Raw genomic sequence first — 21354 nt, 5'->3', positions numbered from 1 at the left:
TAATCTATACGTATATTGAGAGATTTAGAATAATCTTTTCTTTTGCCCTAACCTTTCGTCTTCTTCTCTTTGTATTCGTTAAACCTCGATGTCTCACTTAAAGGTGAACAGTATACAAATAACCCCAGAATCTTGTTACCTACACTTAAAATCGTTTAATGACAACTTTATATGAAAAAAATTCACAAAACCTATCCATAGAAAAAATCGCCCTCCATTACTGGAACTTTAGCCATGGAGGGCGATTCATTTAAAGTGCTTCTCTTTCCAAGTTTAATCAACTGCGCTTAAAGGTTTTCTTATATTTGGGAAGGGTAATCTCAAATAAGAAAAACACACTTAATTCCCAAGAGTTAATAAGGAAGTCACTCCTCCGACGATGAATAGAACTCAAATAATAGATATGCCAGAAAATATTGATGGTGTAACGAATGTACATGATTTACATGTATGGACGATAACTTCTGGATTTGATTCATTAAGCTGCCACTTATTGGTTGAGGATGACAAAGAGGAACAAGAAGTCTTACAAAAGGTAATAAATATAATATTAGAAAAGCATAAGATTGAACACACTACCATTCAAATCGAAAAGGCCTATCTTGAACACACTGAATTTAAAGTAAAGAAAATGGTTGCTCCCTTTGTTTTCATTGTAGGTGATTAGGTGTATTAGAAGAATTTTTATTGACGGTTTCAGTGAAGATGTTTTCTTCGGGTGATGTTTTGTTAGTTAGATCAGTTAGGTAACCTTTTTGAATTAATTGAATGAGGTTTTGAATATCTTCCTTTGTTGCAGGTTGTTTTTCTTTTTTTAACGTATAGCCTATTTGCCCACTTGTTTCTATTGTTGCAAATTGAACATCATTTATTGCAGCAATACCCGATTGTCTTAGACGCGCCTCTAATTTATCTACAGTTAGCCGTAGTTTCTTTAAGTTCGCGTCATTTATGGTCCCGTTTTCAATGACTGGTACAGCCTAACCTGAAATAAGAGACTCGGTTACATCAAATTTTAATTGGATGTATTCCGTTAGGGTTAGGCTTAGTACTAATAATAATGCTACCCCAAAAGTTGCCCAAAGCCCCCTCCCTGTTACGGGTTGGATAAGTAATGTACCTATTGCTATCATAATAACGACTTGTGGAATAGTCGTTTGAGAGATAGATTTTCTTCCACCAATTTTTAAAAGAATAATTCCTATCACAAAAATTAGAACTGTTTGCCAAATTAAATTAAAATCCATAGCTATTTTTTCTCCTTTTTAACCATACTCTACATTTGTTATCATTTGTATTCTTTCCAATTGTATACATTAAAATAGGAACAGCTATTGAACGATTTAACATCCTAGCTAATTATAGATATGAATAAAAATAGACTTGGGACCAGACTCACTTTCTGGTTTTTCGTTTAAAAATGAAATAAATAGAATAAAAGCAGGCAAGAATCTTGTCAGATTCTTGCCTGCTTTTTAATTTCTTACAATCATAATTATTCAAAAGAAATGGATTATTCTTTCTCCTCTAGGTCGTTAATAAGCGCCTTCATCTCTTTTATTTCTTTTCGCTGAGCCTCGATTATACTATCCGCTAAATCACGAACACGTGGGTCGGAAATATTTGCACGTTCACTAGTTAGGATGGCTATAGAATGATGAGGAATCATTGCTTTCATCCATGAAGTATCATCTACAGTTGATTGGTTTCGCACCAGTGAAATAGCAATAATAAATACTAAAGCACTACCTGCGAATATAGCCATATTTACTTTTCGGTTTGTGTACATTCTTAACATGAATCCTAACATAATAATCGCCATTGCAGCACCCATCATAATCGCCATATATAGACGCGTTTCACTAAAGAATAGATGATCCACTTGATACGTGTTTAAATACATAAGCCCAAACATAATAACGGTCGACGTTAAAATCATTATTCCAAATCTTGTATAATTGTTCATTGGAAAACCTCCCTATTTTTGAATAATATATATGTACTTTTACCCAAAATCTATAATGTAAACCTTAATCTTCGTCTTTATTGAGTATTGACTTTAAATATCCCGTAATTGCATTCAGATAAGTTAGATGATGCTCTTCGGGTTCTATCCTTCTAGAGGCCGATGGTTCTGTTAAGGGGTTGGTTCAAATCAGCAAATAATGTGACTATGGACTAGAATTAATAAGTTATAACCTTTTATGAGATTTCAATAACAACAAACATGACTAGATTGTAATAAAACCATGCAAGATGTATAGTAATAGTCAAATTCAGTTCAGAGCAAAGGGGATTTCTATGGGCAGACCTACCAGAAAAGTTGAGATTCTCCTGGCAGCTTCAAAAATTGTTAAAGAACAAGGCATATTTAATTTGACGCTTGAGGCAACAGCGGCAAAAGCCGGAATAAGCAAAGGCGGTCTTCTTTATCATTTCCCTTCAAAAGAGGCACTTGTCAGAGGAATGGTTGAGCATCTAGCTTCGAATTATGAAGAAAAAGTGGCCATTCATGTCGGGGAGTCTCTTGAGGAGAAAGGCAAATGGACAAAGTCATATGTGAATGTCACATTCAATAGTGCTTATGAAAACGCGGATATGCATGCTGGTTTATTGGCTGCCAAAGCAGTTAATACGGAATTGCTGGCTCCAATTCGAGATCTTTTTTCAAAGTGGCAAATAGAAATTGAAAATGACGGCATTGATCCAATAAAAGCGACCATCATTCGTTTGGCTACAGATGGAATTTGGCTGTCTGAACTATTTGACATTCATCATATTGAGGAAGAAAAGAAAAAAATTATTTATCAAAAACTACTATTATGGGCAAATGAATAGTCTATTTAAAACCAGGACGAAAGCCACACCTTCACATGCGAAGGCGTGGCTTTTTGTATGGGTTTAAACTACCAGTCCCGTCAAGGATTTTAATAGAATTATTCCTCGAATTCTTGTTATGGACTTAGGAAATACTGTTGAAATAAAACCGTCCAGGTGGTACAGTAATGAAAGTGAATAATAAATCAGCACAATATTATAATTAAAATACTTCTGAATTGAATGAGTCATTGGACTCAAATTATGAAATGTTTTTTGATTATATCACTTTTGCGGCTGCGGGAAATTTGAGCGGCAAACATGCAGGTCGAAAGCTGTCAATTACATATATATAGCTGGCATTTTGAAAAGAGCTGGCAATAAATCGGCATGCATACAGATGTACGATTAGGAGGGGTCAATGTAGATGAATAAGATTGAAGTAAATGTTTTAACGAAAATCTTCGGTTCACACCCTCAGCAAGGAATGAAACGCTTGCAAAACGGCGAACAGAAGGAAGAAATACTGTCTCAGACTGGTATGACAGTTGGTGTCAATCAAGTGTCTTTTGCCGTTAAAGCTGGCGAATTTTTTGTCATTATGGGCCTTTCGGGGAGTGGAAAATCAACCTTGATTCGCTTAGTGAATCGCTTGATTGAACCAACCCATGGAGAAGTGCTAATCGATGGCATGGATATCACCAAAATGAACAGAGCAGAACTAATTGACGTGAGACGGAAAAAGCTCGGAATGGTTTTCCAGCAGTTCGGTTTATTTCAGCATCGCACCGTACTGGCAAACGTGGCTTATGGGTTGGAAATCCAAGGTATAAAAAAAGAAGAACGCAACAGACGTGCACAAAAATCAATTGAGGACGTCGGGCTGAAAGGCTATGAAAATAGTTATCCAGATGAGCTCAGTGGTGGAATGCAACAAAGGGTTGGACTTGCACGAGCGCTTGCAAATGATTCGGACATCTTGCTGATGGACGAAGCATTTAGTGCACTCGATCCTCTGATTCGAAAAGAGATGCAGGACGAACTGCTTAATCTGCAAAATAAACTGGGTAAAACCATTTTGTTTATTACACATGATTTGGACGAAGCACTCAAATTGGGCGATCGAATTGCCATCATGAAAAATGGTCAAATTGTACAGGTTGGGACAGCCGATGAAATTCTTGAAAATCCTGCAAACGACTATGTCTCCAATTTTGTCAAAGACGTTGACCGTTCAAAAGTGCTCGTTGCCTCGAACGTCATGAAAAAGCCGACTGTGATCATGATAGAAAAAAATGGAGCCTTAGCTGCTGTTCGCAAGATGGAAGACGCAGGCATTTCAAGTATTTTCGTTGTGGATAAAGACAACATATTCAGAGGACTTCTTACGATAGACGATGCAATTAAAGCATACAAAAATGCTCTATCTATAGAAGAATTACTGATTCGAGATATCCATAAAATTGCGCCTGATACACCTTTAAAAGACTTATTTGGTGTGGCAGTAGAAGCAAAATATCCATTAGCAGTGATTGAACATGATAAATTGTTGGGTATCGTAACCCGCGTTTCAATCCTCACAGGATTAGGCCTTGGTAGAGATGAGGTGCCGACTATATGAATTACTTTGATATGCCACTAGAAACTTGGACGAACAGCTTTGTAGATGATTGGCTTTTGCCTGTTACGGGTGATTTCTTCGATTCGATCAGTGAGGGTCTTCGGACATTTATCGATGGTGTGACAGATTTACTCATTGCCCTCCCTCCCGAACTTCTTGTCTTAATTCTTGTATTAGTGTCATGGAAAATTGCCGGTAAAGGCGTGGCCATCTTTGCGCTGCTTGGCAGTTTGTACTTGGGTTCGGTAGATTTATGGGTCGAAGCCATTCAGACTGTATCAATTGTCATTGTCTCTACACTTATTTCTATTATTATAGGGGTTCCGCTAGGCATCCTTGCCGCTACAAATAAACTGACTGCAAGTTTTGTCCGTCCAATCCTGGATTTCATGCAGACATTGCCTAGTTTTGTTTATTTAATCCCGGCGATTTTATTGTTTGGTTTGGGGAATGTACCGGCTGTTATTGCCACGTTTGTTTTCGCAACACCGCCTGCCGTGCGCATGACCACTCTCGGGATTATCCAAGTGCCAACAGATGTTGTTGAAGCCTCTACAGCATTTGGTTCAACGAAGTGGCAGCTTTTGTATAAGGTTCAGTTGCCCTTAGCTATGCCTTCTATCATGGCAGGGATTAATCAAACGATGATGCTTGCGCTATCGATGGCAGTTATTGCTTCTATGATAGGAGCTCCTGGACTCGGTTCAGTCGTTTTGGAAGGTATATCAACCGTCAATGTCGGCCTAGGACTAACAGGAGGACTTGGCATTGTCGTATTAGCGATTGTAATGGATCGTATTACACAAGGGTTATCACGTAAAAGATAAATAGAAAAAATGGAAATGGGGAAATAACAAAATGAAGAAAATTTTATTAATGTCACTATTCGTTTTGATGATGACAGTAGTTGCTGCCTGTTCATCAGACAAAGAAGATGACAAAGCGTCATCAGGTACTGAACAGAAGACGATTACTTTTGGTGTAACACCATGGACAAGTACGGTTCCACCAACAAAAATTGCTAGCTTGATTTTGCAAGACATGGGCTATGAAGTGAAAGAAACTGCAGCTGATGCAGGTAGCGTATACATGGGATTATCACGTGGGGACTTGGATGTATTCATGGATGCATGGGTTCCGATGCACCAAACATATCTAGATAAGTTTGAAGGAAAAATCGAAAGCACAGCCGTTAGCTATCCTGAAGCAGATACAGGCTGGACAGTTCCAACTTACATGGAAGATGTCAATTCACTTGAAGACTTAAAAGGTCGTGAAGGTGAGTTTGATAACGAATTCTACGGAATTGAAGCAGGTGCTGGAGCGACAATCGAAAGTGATGAAATCATCGAAGCTTATGAATTCGACTTTAAGCAAGTTAGCTCCTCAGAAGGCGGCATGCTGGCACAAGCACAACGCTTAATGGAACAGGAAAAACCAGTTGTTTTTTATGGCTGGAGACCTCATACGATGTTTAATAAATTCGATTTGAAAGTATTGACGAATGAAAAAGGATTCTTTGAAACATCTTCGGTTGAAGTCATTACGAATTCCGAGTTGAAAGACAATGCACCAGAAGCTTATGAGTTTTTGAGCAACTGGAATATTTCTTTGGACGAAGTTGAAGAAATGATCGTCAAAATCGAAGAAGGACAAGAACCTGAAGAAGTAGCACAAGAATGGATCGACAACAATCAAGATAAAGTGAATGAAATGATTGGCAAATAACTTCAAAAGCAAGCCCATGTCTACCTCACAGGTAGACATGGGCTTTTAATTACCCTGTTGGCACTTACGTCTCTCATTAACTAAAGTTTTTCAGTGCCCTCCCTCTCCCCTTCTTTGAGTGTTTTTGAAACCATTGCATTTTCTGCTTTACCAGCTACAAGTGGTTTAATGACTATCTTGGTTTCACCCATTTTCGTACTAGAACCGATTCCATTTTAACTAGCAATGCACGGAATCATCTTTGAGGATTCCAATAAAGCTTTTCTACTTTTAAATTTAAAGCTGTCTATTCAGGAATCGCGTATGGGCGTACTCATTCAAATATTTAATCAATGTGTTATTTGTTTTCAAAATATTGGTTTCATCGCGACGATAGGTGAATGAAATTGGATATGTTCTATCTAAAGAATACTGGGGAAACGTCTACTCTTTATTTAGGTTTTAGAGTTTTTACCAAATAGCGTTAAATAGATTTGTTAGAATTTGCACTTAAAATAACGGGTGTTTTCCTTGAATAACGTTCTCTACAATCCTTCTAAGTAAAGTATTCCGTAACAGATGAAAAAAAAGAGTTCTCTGCTGTTCTCTATTTATTGTTCCCAAAGACGTTACACTAAGGGAAAACAACAATAATAAAAACACGGTCATATCTTGATATGCCAGGCGAGTTACTAGTCAACAAACAAGACTTAATCCAGCATTTAATATACAATAGCCATGAAAGACATATCAGGTTTTTAAAAAACTCCATATTAGTTTGATTCAAATTTCAATAATCGGAGGGATAAAAGTGATCAATAAACTCAAGAAATTAATAAGTGATCCAAAAATACAAAAGGCAGTCAAAGAAAAGGTTCTCCCATTGGTGAAAAAAGAAATGGATAAGAGAAAAACAATAAAGTAGAAATTAGAATTAGGATGATCCTTCCTCTTCCTAGGTAAGCGTATAACCAGGCACTAACTAGCTGTTTTTCTTTTTAAGCTTTTAACACGTATATCATTTGTAACCCCTAATGCTTTCTCATTAGGGGTTTTTGTTTCAGAAATATTAATTCGCAGAACTGAACGATAAATCTATTAATCCAGAGTGTCTTCGTCACTTTTGTATTCTAAAACATCTCCAGGCTGACATTCTAAAGCCTTGCAGATTGCCTCTAAAGTTGATAATCGAATCGCTTTTGCCTTGCCGTTTTTCAATATAGAGAGATTAGCCATCGTTATTCCAACTCTCTCCGAAAGCTCTGTCACACTCATTTTCCTTTTAGCCAACATCACATCAATATTGATTATAATTGCCATTTGTTTTCACCTCAGACGATTAAGTCATTTTCTGATTTTATATCGATGGCTTCTTGTAAAAGTTTTTGAAGAACAGCAGCAAAGACTGCAATTACTAAGGAAGCAAAAACAGGAACCATTCCGACAATAACGAGACCTGGTGCATCGTCAAGATCTGCTGCGAGAAAAACAAATGGTAAGATGACCACATACAAACTACTAATTGTGATTGCGCAGAATTTGATATTCTTTAAAGCTCTAACAGACAATTCCGAGAATGCTTGGTTCTTGTCAATATAGCTTAAAAGTTTAAACGCCTGATACAATGCAATGAAAAACGGGATGACCGATACATACATGCCTATTACAATAGGATATAGGATATGGGCATAATCTGGATTTACTGGATTATTAGGTAACCAATATAATCCAAATATACCCCAAGCAAGAACTGGACTTCCAATTAGAAAAACAGCTAATTTTAAAAAGATTGTAGAACCTCGTTTCATAAAAAGCACCTCACTTTTCTTGTTAATCTGACTTTACCATCAAGTTTATCGTTTTACAATAAAAGATTATTGTAAAACATTGTTTTATTGTTGTTATATTTTTTCATTATATGATGCATCATCATATTTAAGACTATTTCGTCTACAAATAAAAGGAGCCATAGCCATATTCGCAGTAAATCTCAAGCGAATTATCATCTTAATGAAGATGTCAAAATCAAAGGAAAAAGGAGAGATATCGTCGAACGATATCTCTCCTTTTTTTATTGGAAGTACTTTCTTCACTCATTAACCCGAGTTTTCAAGAGTCTCCCTCTCCCCGTCCTTGATCACACTTCATTTTTCCATTTTGTTGTTAATTAAGCGATAACTTCTTTGACTGTTTTGGAAACCAACGCATTGTCTGCTTTACCAGCTACAAGTGGTTTGATGACCTTCATGGCTTCCCCCATGTTCGTACCAGGACCGATACCATTTTCAACGAGCAACGCACGAATTTCGTCAACAGTCATCATTTGTGGCAAGTAGCTTTCGATGATGGCGATTTTTTCTTTTCCGTAGTCAATATTATCCTGGCGTTCAGCTTTTTCAGCTTCCTCCAACGCTTGTTTTGTTTGCTTGAGTTCCCTTTGAACGATAGCCAACACTTCTATCTCTGTCAATTCTGTTCCTTTGTCCTTTTCAGAGGTAGTGATGTTGGAGATGATCATGGTCAAAATCCCTTTTTTCAAGACCTCTTTATTGCGCATAGCAGACTTGAATTCAGATTTTAGTTTTTCTTTTAACATCTGTATCACGACCTATTCTCTATTTTTAGTTTTAATTTTAATTTTAATTTTAATTTTAATTTTAAGCCAATATAGTCTGTTTCGCTATTCCTAGGGATAAACTCTTCTTACCTAAATAATCCTTGCCCCATAAGTAAAAGCCACCCTGTAAAGGCAGCTAGTGTTTAACTCGTTAATAAAAGAAGAAACAAATATATGTTTCAATAACAACAGAATACCAAAGGCACCACTACTTCTTCGTTGTATCTTCTATAATCCAATCCACAGCACTTATTAAGTCAGGGAAAACAGCATCTGCAAGCGGATCACTCTTACCCAGGAATACTCCCTTTGTACCTGCCTTCTTTCCTGCTATTATATCTGTATCGGTGTCTCCTACCATGTAGGATTTCAATAAATCAACATCATACTTCTCACTGAGATCTGTAATTAATTTGCTGTTTGGCTTGCGACAAGCACAGCCCGATTTTGGTTTATGAGGACAATAAGCCACGTCATGAATAATTGCCCCTTCCTTCTTTAATTCAGAAATCATATGATCATGTATTTTATTGAGCTCAGTTTCCTTCATAAATCCCAATCCAACACCACCTTGATTGGTTACGACAAAAATGAAATCAAAGAAAGGATTCAACTTTTTAATTGCTTCTGGAACACCTGGTAAGAAGTATAGCTCATGTGGCTTATTTACAAATTTAACCCTATCCGTTAACACTTCATTAATTACTCCGTCACGATCCAAAAATAAAGCCTTCTTCATTACTATCACACCTTTATTGAGCAAATTGTGAAACGAACTCTGGATAATAATTGTTGTTTCCTTAGTGAAAGATATCTGAACTATTTAATGTAGATTTATGATTTTAATTATTTTTTTCATTCATTATGCTCGTGATTTGGGTTTTCTTACAATCAAAATGATTATTATGACTAATAGGCTCACTACAATCGTCTCGTATGCATTCTCTCTAATACTAGATCCTAGCACTAGTAGCTCAGGATTAAATAATAGTAAAATAATACCTATGCCAATCGATTGCGCAAATTTGTTTATAAACGTTTTCATTAGAGTTATTTCCTCCCTTCTTCCTTTCTATTTCATATCTCAACTCTAGAAATAACCCTATTACATATTTTATTTTATATATTGTGGTGTTTACTATTTGATAAGTTTAAGGACAAATCTATTAATATAACTATTAATTCAATACTAAAGAAAATGGTTATTTCCTTATATTATTAACATCTCATTTACCTTTTATACATACTTTCAAAAAAAATTTAAGCTCACGAAATTCTAAAGTGTTACATTCGGTTGAAATCATAAACAAGTTAAATAAAACCTAACAAAAAAATGCCTTGAAACGGCGATTTAACCGGTTCAAGACGTTTTTATATATTATAAAGTTAAATCAGATGCCTCTGTAACAACTGCAGGCTCACCTGCTTTTAATAACACTTTGTTTCTTCCTAATAACAGGCCAAGTAGGAGCATAAGTACTCCCGTACCCAATAGTATCCACTCCACTTTTACGACATCTGCCATGGGCCCGAAAATGAGCATTCCGATCGGCATCATCGATGTAGCAATCATCCCAAATACACCAAATGTTCTACCTAAGTAATCACCTTCGACTCGCTCTTGGATTAAGACCGTCGACGGAGTATTGAAGACTGGCACTGACACTCCGAATAACGCCATGAAGAGTAAATAAGCCCAAAATAATGGGATAAGCCCTAATCCAATCGTACAAATCCCCATGATAATAGTGGCAAGTGTCATCGTATGGACTTTGTTTGAAAAGCCTCCCCACGAAGCAATAATACCTCCCCCTACCATCATTCCAATTGAAAAGGCTATTTCAATTGCGGTTAATCGCCATACTCCATCACCAAAGCTACGAACCACTTGTAATGGAGTTAAGAATGCAGCCGGTGCCATCAAAACAAAAAACAACGCGAAAAACAAAAAGAACTTTTTCAAAAAAGCATGATTATTAATATAGGTTAAACCTGCTTTGAAATCATCAAAGTAGCTTGACGTCTGTACCTCGGATGCCTTTGCATGAACCGGTATTTTTAAGAATACGAGCAAAGTTACAATTGCAATCGCTGCAGTGACCACATCTATAAAGAAAATGATTTCTAATGAAGCCATAGTCAGCAAAGCCGCACTCGCCATAGGAGACACGAACATAATAATAGCCTGTATACTGCCGTTTGTTCCACTTACCTTTGTCAGTTTATCTTCTGGAACAATTTGCGGCAAAATAGCCCCTACGGCTGGACCTTGAATACCAGCTCCTATTGCCCTAACAGCTGACATAACAAACAATAACCAAATAGCCTCATATCCCATTAAGAAGACAATTGCCATTACAAGAGTTGAAACAGCAATCAGTCCATCCGATAAGATAATGAGTACCTTTCGATTGTATCGATCAGCCCACACTCCTCCAAAAGGCGATAAAATAAACGTAGGGAGGAATCCACATAATATAAACAGCGTCATCATCATTCCAGATTGTGTAGTAAGTGTTATATGCCACATAATTGCATATTGAACCAGTGAGGAACCAAAAAGTGATATCGTCTGGCTACCTAAAAAGATAATAATATTCTTTTTCCAATTTTCATATCCCGTATTCAACTTCTTCACGACCCTTATGTATATTTCCTGCATTGAAAAGTGCTCATTTTTGAAAGATTATTTACATCCCAATTTTAGACGACAAAAAAGAACGTTTTCCTAAAAAGAACGAATAACCCAAATTACTTCACACTATGGCAGAGTGAGCATTTGACCAAATTTAATTTACGTTTCAATTTTGGGATTCTAAGTCTCATAGATGCGATTAAAAAGATAACTTTCATTTCTATAAGTGTATTTCATTTTACCATATCTTGTTTTAGCATTTTCTCAATTCCAACAATTTCACCCTGATTTTCATTGATTGAAATCCACATATTCATCTCAGATTTTGTTACCCTACCTACTTAGCAATTACATGTTTCATCATTGTTGATACTATAAAACATCAATAAGAACAATTTGAATCGTTACTAAATTTAGTCACAAAAATCTGCATCCCAATTGTTAGTCGTGTGTAACCATTGGGGTGCAGTTCAAATGCAGTACTAATATGTTTACTACATGATTTTCAGAATAAAAATTTGGGTTCTATTCACCACGAAATGGAACCCGTTAGAAGTAAAACGGTGTCTATTTTCAAGGTAATTGACGTGTATAATCAAATCCACTCTCTACCAAGGACGTGAATTTCCATAAAAAGTTTTATGTCTTTTCAAGGAAACCTTCCTCAAAGATTTCAAGCAAATATTCGAGGGTTATTGGATCGCTATATGTAGAAGCTTTAGTATCGATTTCAATGATATTTTTGCTTTTCACAGCCGGGATTTCATTCCAAGTTTTAGTCTCCGTGTACGAGTTATCACCTGGTGTCCTGCTGAGAACGACAAAATCTCCTGCATACTGAGGAATAACTTCTTGTGACAGAATATAATAACCCGGTCCCATGGCATCCTGTTTCACTTTCTCAGGCATATTCAACCCCATGGCTTGATAGAGGATTTCCGTCCCTCTCGCCCAATTGTTACCGAAAACCACATAGCTTTTTGAATCAGTTTCGAATACGCTTACGGTAACGTTTTCGCCGTATTTTTCTTTGATATCCTTACCGGCAGCATCCGCGCGTTTCTTGAAATCATCTATCCACGCTTGCGTTTGTGTTTCTTTGTTCAGGAGCTTTCCAATCTCGAGTTGCTGTGCTAAATAATCCAGCTTGCCCCAAGTATAGGTAACTGTAGGCGCAATTTTGCTTAACTTATCAAGATTTTTCATCTCAGATCCAGCTATGATTAAGTCTGGTTCCAACTCGATGATTTTTTCCAATTCATCCTCCGACACGACCTCGATTCCCTCTAGTTTATCGGTGAATAAAGGATTCGCATCGGTCCATTGATCTACCCCTACCAGTATACCTTCAAGCGCGAGTACATTCGGTGCATTCGTCAAGGCAACGATTCTTTTTGGATTTGAGGGAACCTCAATGGGACCGTTCTCGGATTGATAAGTGACTGTCCCCGATGTGTCTTTTGATTCAGTTGAGTCATCCGAATTTTGAGAAGTATTACCATTTTGATTATTTGACGTATCACTACCGCATGCGCTGACCACCATCATCAAGAGCAGGATGAATGAAACCAATACCATTTTCTTCATATTCTTTTCTCCTCGATTTGTATTTTAATAGTTGAAAACAAAAACAGCGTTGATAATGATTATCATTATCACAATCAAAACTATATATTTATATGAAAGTGTTGTCAATCTATATATTTCCAAAAAGCTCATTGTTTTCATATCAACAAGGGAAGCGTTCATTTGTTTTTACGAGCTATCTTTAGTTAAAATTGTAGACTCGAAAAGACTAATTTATTGGTTAGTTGTTGACGTGTAGTTTCACCAAACACCTTAATACATGAATTTTGAACTTGGTCTTGCAAAGGCTCACAATCTACTCTGTGTGTGAACTTCGATGAACAAAGCCCCCATGAAATTTGAAGATTTCATGGGGGCTTTGTTCTTATTTTTTGACCTACAATTAATAGTTATGCCATATAAAATTTAGTTGGCGCATATTTAGAAATTACTGTAAATTAGATAGAGGTAATAACAGAATCTTTTACTCATTAAAGGAGGATTAGATATCAATTGACTGAGAAAATACAAGACTTTTCGGAAGTTAGTTCAGATGGTCAAAATTCTTGGACTTCTTCTGACCCAATTCATAGTGATCTTCTTGCAACGAAGGATTTTGTCTTTAACCCTTGCAGGTTTGATAGTTCTCCACCCCAAATAGAAGAACAAAACGCTGAATATGGAGCGTATGTATTTAACTTGAATGGCAATCCATAAGATAATATTTTTCAGGAAAGGGTGTTCTTATGTTCAAAAAGGAATTTTTCCTTCTGTGCTTTATGTCTTTGTTGTTAGTCAGTTGTGAAGAACCTAAAAATAATTCTAAACAAGTTTTAAAAGAAGATATACAAGCTGAAAGTGTACAGTCGAATTTGATTAGTGTTTCAGATGCGACGAAGGCATTGAAGAATTACTTCATCCAACAGGAATTCCCTGCCAGTTTTTTAGAAGGAAAAGTTGTGTTGAAGGATGAGTTTTATGACGTCGATGATACTTTATTAGTTTACTATTTCGTGGTTGAAGGAACGAAAACCGAGAATTTTTACCTCGTTTCAGCTGTTGATACATTGGATCCAATTATGGAATCTGGCAACGCTGATGGACTTTCCTATCATGTTGAAGAAAAGGGCTTAAAAAAACCTTATTATGTGGGAATGAACAATATCGTGTTCGCGGATAATGCACAAGATCTCCAAGAGAAATTCGTATCATCCAAAAAGCAGACATTGTACATGATGGAGGATGAAAAAAATAAATTACAATTGAAAGCAGATCAATCCGAAGATGAAGCTGAAAAACTAGAACTGGAACAACAACTAATTTACATTGAAGAAATGATAATTGACACTTCGGAAAGAGTTCTAGAGCCTTTCCCTAAAGCTAGCCAAAGAAGCAAACGTTGGGATGAATTGCTGAAATATAAATAAGTAACCAATACATTTTTAATAATACATTGGTTACTCATTATGTTTATGTCAAAAGAGAAAAAGAGACAAGTTAAGTGATTTTGTCACTTCACTTGCCTCTTTTTATTTGCTACTTATTTGTCGTAAAATATTGTATGGGAAAGTTAATAATGGCTAGCTAAGCTTTCAATGAAACTTGGTAACTCTTTAACGCTGGGCAAGGTGTAAGTCGATTTAATGGTTGAATTATTTGCCATTTCTTCAGTCGTGACGCCTGATAATACTAGAATGGTAATCAGGTTAGCATTGTTACCCATCAGTATGTCCGTCTCCAAGCGATCCCCAATCATAAAGCATTCCTTCGCGGGCATTTGTAGTACTTCTTCAAGGACGAGATCTGCCATCAGTCGAGAAGGCTTGCCACCGATTTCTGTGATTTCCTGTCCAGTAGCCGCGGTGAAAGCACCCATGATGGATCCACAGTCTGGCACTTCTCCTCCATCAACAGGACACGTCCGGTCTGGATTAGTCGCCACAAATTTTGCACCACTCTTCCATGCCTGATACATATTATTCAGTTTATCGTAAGTAAATTGGCGGTCCCAGCTGACAACAACATAATCAGCGTCGAGCGGGTTATTCGTCATCGATATATTTGCCTGATTCAGCTCATCCATTAGCGGTTGCTCACCGACCACATACACTTGATCAGTTGGTTTTGAATACTTTGTCAAATAAATCGCCGTTGCATAACTTGAGTTGACAATTTGATTGACGGTCACATCGAAACCAAATTTCGTAAGTTTGCGATGATAGTCTTCCTGAGAAGCAATGGGTTTATTCGTTACGAATACCACTTTATGTCCATTGGAAATCAAATAATTATATGTCTCGAGGGCACCTTCAATTAGTTTGTCACCAAGATAAATCGTTCCATCGAGATCAAAAATGTAACCTGCCATGTTATGGCCTCCTTCTCTTATCCGTTCATTTGAGTATATAGATATCTACCCTTTCTCACTGGAATCATGCCAATCTATATTGATGATAATATTTAAAAAACGCTTAACCAATTTTTTGGCTAAGCGTTTTTAATTTAAGTCTTGGTCTTATGAAGTTTTTGCTTCTTCGTTACTTAACAGATTATACTTTTTAATCTAATTGATAAATACGCCCATACTTCTCTTCTAAATACTCCACTAAATGCGTCGCATTCAATCCTTCGCCAGTTGCTTCTGTCAAAATTTCTAATGGTTTCTTCATGCTGCCATGACGGTGAACTTTGTCCGTTAACCAATTTTTAACCGGTTCTAGGTCTCCATTTGCACAAAGCTCGTCAAAGTTTGGAAGATCCTTTAACATTGCAGCTTTCAGTTGAGACGCATATAAGAATCCAAGAGCGTATGACGGGAAGTATCCGAATGCTCCACCTGCCCAGTGAACGTCTTGTAAAATTCCTTCAGCATCATTTGACGGTCGTACACCTAAGTATTCTTCGTATTTATCATTCCAAATTTGTGGAAGATCTTCTACTTTCATATCCCCATTAAATAAGCCTTTTTCAATTTCATAACGAATCATAATATGAAGTGGATACGTTAATTCATCAGCTTCAATTCGAATAAGTGACGATTTCGATTCATTAATTGCTGCTAAGAAATCTTCTGCAGAAACAGCTCCGAATTGCTCAGGTGCATACCCTTGGAGTGTTTCGTAATTATGTTTCCAAAAATTCTCATTACGTCCTACGAAGTTTTCATAGAATAATGACTGAGATTCATGGATACCCATTGATGTCCCCGTTGATAGGGGCAGACCCTCTAAATCGGCAGAAATATTTTGTTCGTACAAGGCATGACCACATTCATGAATCGTGCCAAAAACCGCTGTACGAAAATCATTTTCATCATATTTCGTTGTAATTCGAACATCCCCACGATTTAATCCAGTCGCGAATGGATGAACAGTAGCGTCTAAACGACCCGCATCAAAATCATAGCCGAGCTGTTTTAAAATATCGTAGCTAAATTGTTGTTGTTTGTCTTTCGGAAAATGTTTAAATAAGAAATCGGTTTTCGGTTGATTTGGAGAATCTGCAATTTTCTTCGCTAAAGGTACAATTTTCTTTCTCAATTCACCGAATACCTCATCCAGAATTTCAGTCGTCATTCCTGGTTCATATTCATCAAGAAGTGTGTTATAAGGGTTGTCGTCTTTTACTCCCCAGTAAGAAACAAATCGTTTGTTCGTTTCAACGATTTCTTTTAAGTATGGGTAAAACAATGAGAAATCCGACTTCTCTTTAGCTTCTTCCCAAACAGATTCTCCTTTTGAAGTCAAAATCACGTAAGCTTTATACTCGTCAGCAGGAATCTTCTTGCTCATATCGTATTCTTTTTTAACTTTTTCAACTGTTTTTCTTGTAATTGAATCCAGTGAATCTAAATTGCTGCCAAGCTCGTCTAGCATTGTCGCCAACTCGTCTGAAGTTTGCATACCAAATACTTCAGATGACAACGTACCTATTACTTGTGAACGTTGATCGACTCCTTTTTTCGGAGCTCCTGTACGTAAATCCCAATACATCAAGCCAATTGCTTCCGTATAAGCTTGCATCTTTTTAACATAATCTAAAAATTTCTCTGTCGTTTCCATGTCAATTCCCCCAATACTAATCAAACATCTACTTCATTTTAACATAAAGACAGAAAACTATGATAAATATAAAGGCTATAATTGTTGTCTTTTATGAACAAACTTTACAGCTATCATCGTTAGGGTGTAGCGAAAATGTACGATTAATAGCAGTGCAACTTAGTGGAGGAATTTAGTATAAATACTGGTGCAAATCAATTATTTAGATTGCCCTAAAAACGATTAATGTTGGATATTTATGTTAATATATTGATAAGATTGTGCAGTAATTCAGTAGTTTAGTTTAATAAGAAAAGACGTTAAATGTAGCTTAATAAGGAGGGTGATCCTAAACGATGAATGTCGAAATGGTTATGAAGGAATTGGAAGCGCTTAGTAATGAGAGGCTTAAAAAGAGTAGTATGAGTAATGGTGCGCATGAGCCGCTTTTTGGCGTGGCTACAGGTAAAATGAAGCCGCTCGCAAAGAAAATCAAGATTAATCAGCCTTTAGCCGAGCAACTTTACGCAACGGGTAACTATGATGCTATGTATTTTGCCGGCATCATTGCGGACACAACGACAATGACAGAGTCAGACTTTGAGCGTTGGATGGATGCAGCGTATTTTTATATGCTTTCGGATTTTGTGGTTTCAGTTACCTTGGCAGAAACCGATTTCGCGCAAGGCGTTGCCGATAAATGGATCGCAAGCGGTGAAGAACTTAGAATGTCGGCAGGCTGGAGCTGTTATTGTTGGCTTTTGGGTAGTCGCCCGGATGTTGAATTTACCACAAGCAAGCTTGCCAGTATGCTTGATCAGGTAGAAAAGACGATTCACAATTCTCCAGATCGAACGAAATCCGCTATGAATAATTTTATCTACACAGTCGGTATTTCATATTTGCCCCTCCATGATAAGGCGGTTGAAACCGCAAAAGCAGTAGGACCAGTCGAAATTAGGCGGGACAATAAAAAAAACAATATCCTTCTTGCCTCCGAAAGTATTCAAAAACATTTAAATAGAGGTCCAATTGGTTTTAAACGCAAAAATGTAAGGTGTTAAAATAGTTTATTGTTTCGCTAATTGCTAACAAGCGATGAAATTTATCAAGCCGATGTATCGGAATGTCGAATCCAAAGAATCAAATTGTCGGAGAAAACACAAAAACTAATTTGCCATTATACGGAATACACAGGACTCACGGAAAGTCAGGTATTAGAGGAAACACTAAGTGTGTATGGGTGAGGAGTTTCGTAACAATGTTTGCTTCAAGTGTGAATTGGATATCTTCGATGAGTAAGATGAAACGGTTTGCTCAATCCACCGATAAGATCATTGACATTGAGGTTCCCATTACACCAATGGAACTGGATGAAAGAGATACTTTTTATGAAGTCCGTGGTAGTTTTTTAATGTAAAAACACCTACCAACCGAAGAAACTCTGAATTTCCAGATCCCGAACGCATCATGGTGCTGATTCCATATTATCTATTTCACCAAAGTGGCTCGTGTTCATTCGTTAGCTTGATTGTGTAGGGTATTGTAACAATCATAATAAGTACAAATAAAAATGCCATAGATAGGAAAGCCGTACCGCTTAAATTTAAAAGTGGTTTGCAGATTAGAAGTACCATTCCAGGAACGAAGTAATAGAGGAAATGACTCCGTTTTACATCAGGAGTTACATATTGCCTTTTATGGCAATTAAGACACTTCTTGTTATTTTTAAATCCTATTTTAACTGTATCCCACCAGGCCCATTCATATTCGCAGTTTTGACATTTCGGCATCTCTTTTCCTCCTCTCTATTAAAAATTCAGAACTATTCGTTATCTTCAATATATACTTTCTTCATCCAAAATCCAATACTTTACAATTAGAAAAAGCACTCCAATCAAAGAAACTCTGAATTTCCAGAATTCCTCATGAATAAGAGTGCTTTTTTTGTTCTAATCGTGATGCCGTTTGTGTTTCTTTTTTAAGTGCGATTTGAAGTTTTGTACTTCAAAATAGAACCCCTTAGAAAAACGAGTCTTTTTCTTAACCTACATTTGATCATTGTAACCAGTAATAGTTATCTGTTCTGAACATGATGGTACTTATGGTTGATTGAAGTGAAGGTCGGCGACTCCAGCGGGAATAGCATGAGCTGAAGACCCCGCAGACAACAAGTTGTGGTTTGCACAACTTGTTTGCGACGAAGCTAGCGTAGCGATGCAGGAGCAGATGTTTTTTGCTCGTCGAGGAGGCTGAGGCCATGCCCGCGGAAAGCGTCCGCCCGTAACGGAAATCAACAGAATCTCTGTTTTTAGAATCTTCATGTTTACATCCGGTTTTATAAATTATGACATTGACTCTCTAAATAAAAAAAGAGAACTGCCCTTAGTCATATGTCATGACTTTTAGGACAGTCCTTTTTGATTAACTCCAAATAACTTCCACTGGAAGCACATGTGTAAATGTATCACTTAATTGTTTTTCCTCATCCGATAGCAGTAAATGAATAGAACCATGATCTGCTGACGTACGAATCAGACGTCCAATCCCTTGTTGAAGACGAAGTAACATGAATGGTAAATCGACTTCATTAAATGGATCATTCGAGAATTTTCGTTTTGCATCAAACAATGGATCATGTGGTGGGAATGGTAAATCAAAAATAATCACACGTGTTAATGCTTCTGCAGGTAAATCGAGACCTTCCCATAAATGGTAAGAACATAATGTAGAGATTTCGCCTGCTTGGAAATCACGAACAATGGATGATAATTCTCGTTCCCCTTCACAAGCCATGTTAAGTCGTTCTTCAACAGTAAGAGAGTTTTCGAAACTCACCATATCCTGCTTCGACTTGAACAATATTAAAGTTGGCTCATCTGACTGAGCAAGAAGCTCTCTCGCTTTTTGAGATTTAGTCGCAGTTTCGACAGAATACCCATAAATTTTCATAACTTCTGCGTAATCAAATGGTGAAGATACACTGAATGAATGATATTTATCAATGCCGAGTGCATCCGAAATATACGTAAAATCTTTATTAATAGACAATGTAGCAGAAGAGAAAACGACTGGTAGTTTACTTGTAAATAGTTTTTCATTTAAGATGTCTGTTACAAGACGTGGCATAATAACTAGTGTTTCAAGACCATCTTTTTCTTCTACCCAGTCGACTGCATCTCCGTTTTGCACAAATAATTGCATTGAAAATACATATTGTTCTAAATACTCTTCAACCATACGAAGATCGTATTCATCTATTGTATAAAGTTCAGATTCAAAAACAAACTCTTCTAGAAGTTGTTCTACTAATTTGACAAGTTCTTTACCTATTTGCAATACAAGATCCGTTTTATTAATATGAAGACGCTCACCCTCACCATAGGCGTGAACAAGTAGTTCTTTAAAGAAATCATCATGCGTATCTTGTAATTTTTCAAGCAAACGTAAGGTTCTTTCACGCACTCCATCTGTAGCGACACGATCAATTAATGACACAAGTGTTTGGCTTTGCACTTCATACGTCAATGCACGTTGTGCTGCAAACTCTAATAAATGTCCTTCATCTAAAACAATCATCGAAACATCTGGCAATAAAGGCATTTGCCCTTCACGCACACGCGATTCTTTCGTCCAAATATGTTCCATTAAAAAGTCATGAGAACAAATGATTAAATCTCCTGCTTCACGGTAATTTTGGCGATGAATCGTTTGACCACAACGATTGCGAATATCACAAACCGCACATTGTTGTATCGGATGATAATTCACTTTTTGCCAATCTTCGTCACTTACGTCTGGGAAAGCACTGCGTTCGCCGTAAGGGTAAACAGCCTGCAACGATTGGTGCCCATACACAAAATCAGGAATTCCATCTTCAATTTGCTCAATGAAGTCCTCATCATTTGTTTTTTGCTCATGCTCAAGTCTCTTTAAACATAAATATTGATCACGAGATTTTGCAAGTCGAACATCAATATTCCAGCCAAGTGTATCTTGCAGCTTTTGAATATCGCCCTCTTTTTTTACGAGCTGATCAATCAATGTTTCATCTGCACATGAAATTAATGCGGGCTTGCCAGTATATCGTGCATATGAAATAGCTGGTAGTAAATAAGCGATGGTTTTCCCTGTTCCTACACCAGCTTCTGCAAAAAGACCGCTTTTATCTTTTAACGCTTTTTCAATTTGATAGGCCATGAAAATTTGCTCATCGCGACATTCAAATCCTTTTTCAGGCAATTCATCATATAAAACATCACCCATCCAATCACCAAGTGATTCGAAAAATGATCGGTCTTTAGAAAGTGCAAATGGTAAAGTTTGTTTCATAGTGTTCTCCCTTCAAACG

At 37.0% G+C, this 21354-nt stretch carries 23 protein-coding genes; 9 read left to right on the top strand and 14 right to left on the bottom strand.

All coding sequences use genetic code 11. The features are described 5' to 3' along the window. The first annotated feature begins 379 nt into the window (after positions 1–379). Complete coding sequence (locus ACFPYN_RS03890) at positions 380–667, top strand: cation transporter dimerization domain-containing protein (protein WP_377732612.1); 288 nt, start codon at positions 380–382, stop codon at positions 665–667. On the opposite strand, the gene ACFPYN_RS03885 is transcribed toward ACFPYN_RS03890, so the two are convergent. The 3 genes from ACFPYN_RS03885 to ACFPYN_RS03875 all read right to left on the bottom strand — a co-directional run bounded on the left by ACFPYN_RS03885 (position 651) and on the right by ACFPYN_RS03875 (position 1966). Further along, the gene (locus ACFPYN_RS03885; RefSeq protein ID WP_377732641.1) at positions 651–968 is read right to left on the bottom strand and encodes a YetF domain-containing protein; all 318 of its coding nucleotides are present in this window, start codon (positions 966–968) and stop codon (positions 651–653) included. The two genes, ACFPYN_RS03890 and ACFPYN_RS03885, sit on opposite strands and share 17 nt — an antisense overlap. Before the next feature lie 12 nt (positions 969–980). Next, complete coding sequence (locus tag ACFPYN_RS03880) at positions 981–1247, bottom strand: hypothetical protein (protein WP_377732611.1); 267 nt, start codon at positions 1245–1247, stop codon at positions 981–983. A gap of 266 nt (positions 1248–1513) precedes the next feature. Beyond that, a complete protein-coding gene (locus tag ACFPYN_RS03875; protein WP_377732610.1) occupies positions 1514–1966 on the bottom strand; it encodes a DUF305 domain-containing protein in 453 nt (150 codons plus the stop codon). A 335-nt stretch (positions 1967–2301) separates the two neighbouring features. On the opposite strand from ACFPYN_RS03875, the gene ACFPYN_RS03870 reads away from it, so the two are divergent. The 4 genes from ACFPYN_RS03870 to ACFPYN_RS03855 all read left to right on the top strand — a co-directional run bounded on the left by ACFPYN_RS03870 (position 2302) and on the right by ACFPYN_RS03855 (position 6166). Next, positions 2302–2838, top strand: a complete 537-nt coding sequence (locus tag ACFPYN_RS03870; RefSeq protein ID WP_377732609.1) for a TetR/AcrR family transcriptional regulator — start codon at positions 2302–2304, stop codon at positions 2836–2838. A gap of 406 nt (positions 2839–3244) precedes the next feature. Next, a complete protein-coding gene (locus ACFPYN_RS03865; protein ID WP_377732608.1) occupies positions 3245–4438 on the top strand; it encodes a quaternary amine ABC transporter ATP-binding protein in 1194 nt (397 codons plus the stop codon). Then, positions 4435–5265: an ABC transporter permease gene (locus ACFPYN_RS03860; RefSeq protein WP_377732606.1), complete on the top strand. Its 831-nt coding sequence runs from the start codon at positions 4435–4437 to the stop codon at positions 5263–5265. The genes ACFPYN_RS03865 and ACFPYN_RS03860 overlap by 4 nt, the downstream gene beginning before the upstream one ends. A gap of 31 nt (positions 5266–5296) precedes the next feature. Continuing rightward, positions 5297–6166 (top strand): glycine betaine ABC transporter substrate-binding protein, encoded by an 870-nt coding sequence (locus ACFPYN_RS03855; protein WP_377732605.1) that lies wholly within the window; start codon positions 5297–5299, stop codon positions 6164–6166. 1077 nt (positions 6167–7243) lie between these two features. Here ACFPYN_RS03855 and ACFPYN_RS03850 read toward each other — a convergent pair. The 7 genes from ACFPYN_RS03850 to ACFPYN_RS03820 all read right to left on the bottom strand — a co-directional run bounded on the left by ACFPYN_RS03850 (position 7244) and on the right by ACFPYN_RS03820 (position 12984). Beyond that, positions 7244–7465 carry a helix-turn-helix domain-containing protein gene (locus tag ACFPYN_RS03850; protein WP_377732604.1) on the bottom strand — a complete coding sequence of 74 codons (222 nt, stop codon included), beginning with the start codon at positions 7463–7465 and terminating at the stop codon, positions 7244–7246. A gap of 11 nt (positions 7466–7476) precedes the next feature. Next, a complete protein-coding gene (locus tag ACFPYN_RS03845) occupies positions 7477–7953 on the bottom strand; it encodes a DUF2975 domain-containing protein (RefSeq protein WP_377732603.1) in 477 nt (158 codons plus the stop codon). A 359-nt stretch (positions 7954–8312) separates the two neighbouring features. Further along, positions 8313–8741, bottom strand: a complete 429-nt coding sequence (locus tag ACFPYN_RS03840) for a GatB/YqeY domain-containing protein (RefSeq protein WP_377732602.1) — start codon at positions 8739–8741, stop codon at positions 8313–8315. Between the two features lie 229 nt (positions 8742–8970). After that, positions 8971–9501 (bottom strand): D-glycero-alpha-D-manno-heptose-1,7-bisphosphate 7-phosphatase, encoded by a 531-nt coding sequence (locus tag ACFPYN_RS03835; RefSeq protein ID WP_377732601.1) that lies wholly within the window; start codon positions 9499–9501, stop codon positions 8971–8973. A gap of 123 nt (positions 9502–9624) precedes the next feature. Continuing rightward, complete coding sequence (locus ACFPYN_RS03830) at positions 9625–9807, bottom strand: hypothetical protein (RefSeq protein ID WP_377732600.1); 183 nt, start codon at positions 9805–9807, stop codon at positions 9625–9627. Positions 9808–10140: 333 nt separating this feature from the next. Next, positions 10141–11424 carry an MFS transporter gene (locus ACFPYN_RS03825; RefSeq protein ID WP_377732599.1) on the bottom strand — a complete coding sequence of 428 codons (1284 nt, stop codon included), beginning with the start codon at positions 11422–11424 and terminating at the stop codon, positions 10141–10143. Between the two features lie 612 nt (positions 11425–12036). Further along, a complete protein-coding gene (locus tag ACFPYN_RS03820) occupies positions 12037–12984 on the bottom strand; it encodes an ABC transporter substrate-binding protein (RefSeq protein ID WP_377732598.1) in 948 nt (315 codons plus the stop codon). Between the two features lie 492 nt (positions 12985–13476). Between ACFPYN_RS03820 and ACFPYN_RS03815 the strand changes: the two genes are divergently transcribed. Next, positions 13477–13680: a hypothetical protein gene (locus tag ACFPYN_RS03815; protein ID WP_377732597.1), complete on the top strand. Its 204-nt coding sequence runs from the start codon at positions 13477–13479 to the stop codon at positions 13678–13680. Positions 13681–13709: 29 nt separating this feature from the next. Next, positions 13710–14390, top strand: coding sequence for a hypothetical protein (locus tag ACFPYN_RS03810; protein WP_377732596.1), 681 nt, complete (start codon positions 13710–13712; stop codon positions 14388–14390). Positions 14391–14533: 143 nt separating this feature from the next. Here ACFPYN_RS03810 and ACFPYN_RS03805 read toward each other — a convergent pair whose 3' ends face one another. Together ACFPYN_RS03805 and ACFPYN_RS03800 are read right to left on the bottom strand one after the other, a co-directional pair. Continuing rightward, positions 14534–15331 carry an HAD-IIA family hydrolase gene (locus ACFPYN_RS03805; protein WP_377732595.1) on the bottom strand — a complete coding sequence of 266 codons (798 nt, stop codon included), beginning with the start codon at positions 15329–15331 and terminating at the stop codon, positions 14534–14536. A 190-nt stretch (positions 15332–15521) separates the two neighbouring features. Next, complete coding sequence (locus ACFPYN_RS03800) at positions 15522–17024, bottom strand: carboxypeptidase M32 (RefSeq protein WP_377732594.1); 1503 nt, start codon at positions 17022–17024, stop codon at positions 15522–15524. A gap of 335 nt (positions 17025–17359) precedes the next feature. Here ACFPYN_RS03800 and ACFPYN_RS03795 point away from each other — a divergent pair, with 335 nt between their 5' ends. Together ACFPYN_RS03795 and ACFPYN_RS03790 are read left to right on the top strand one after the other, a co-directional pair. Continuing rightward, on the top strand, positions 17360–18067 hold the full coding sequence (locus ACFPYN_RS03795; RefSeq protein WP_377732593.1) for a DNA alkylation repair protein: 708 nt from the start codon (positions 17360–17362) through the stop codon (positions 18065–18067). Between the two features lie 197 nt (positions 18068–18264). Further along, positions 18265–18423 (top strand): hypothetical protein, encoded by a 159-nt coding sequence (locus tag ACFPYN_RS03790; protein ID WP_377732592.1) that lies wholly within the window; start codon positions 18265–18267, stop codon positions 18421–18423. A gap of 76 nt (positions 18424–18499) precedes the next feature. On the opposite strand, the gene ACFPYN_RS03785 is transcribed toward ACFPYN_RS03790, so the two are convergent. After that, positions 18500–18796 (bottom strand): TIGR04104 family putative zinc finger protein, encoded by a 297-nt coding sequence (locus tag ACFPYN_RS03785; RefSeq protein ID WP_377732591.1) that lies wholly within the window; start codon positions 18794–18796, stop codon positions 18500–18502. A 631-nt stretch (positions 18797–19427) separates the two neighbouring features. Continuing rightward, positions 19428–21335, bottom strand: coding sequence for an ATP-dependent DNA helicase (locus tag ACFPYN_RS03780; protein WP_377732590.1), 1908 nt, complete (start codon positions 21333–21335; stop codon positions 19428–19430). Positions 21336–21354: the final 19 nt, after the last annotated feature.

The organism is Paenisporosarcina macmurdoensis, assembly GCF_042658845.1.
Taxonomy (GTDB): Bacteria; Bacillota; Bacilli; order Bacillales_A; family Planococcaceae; genus Paenisporosarcina; species Paenisporosarcina macmurdoensis.
This window is presented reverse-complemented; position numbering and strand designations above follow the sequence as displayed.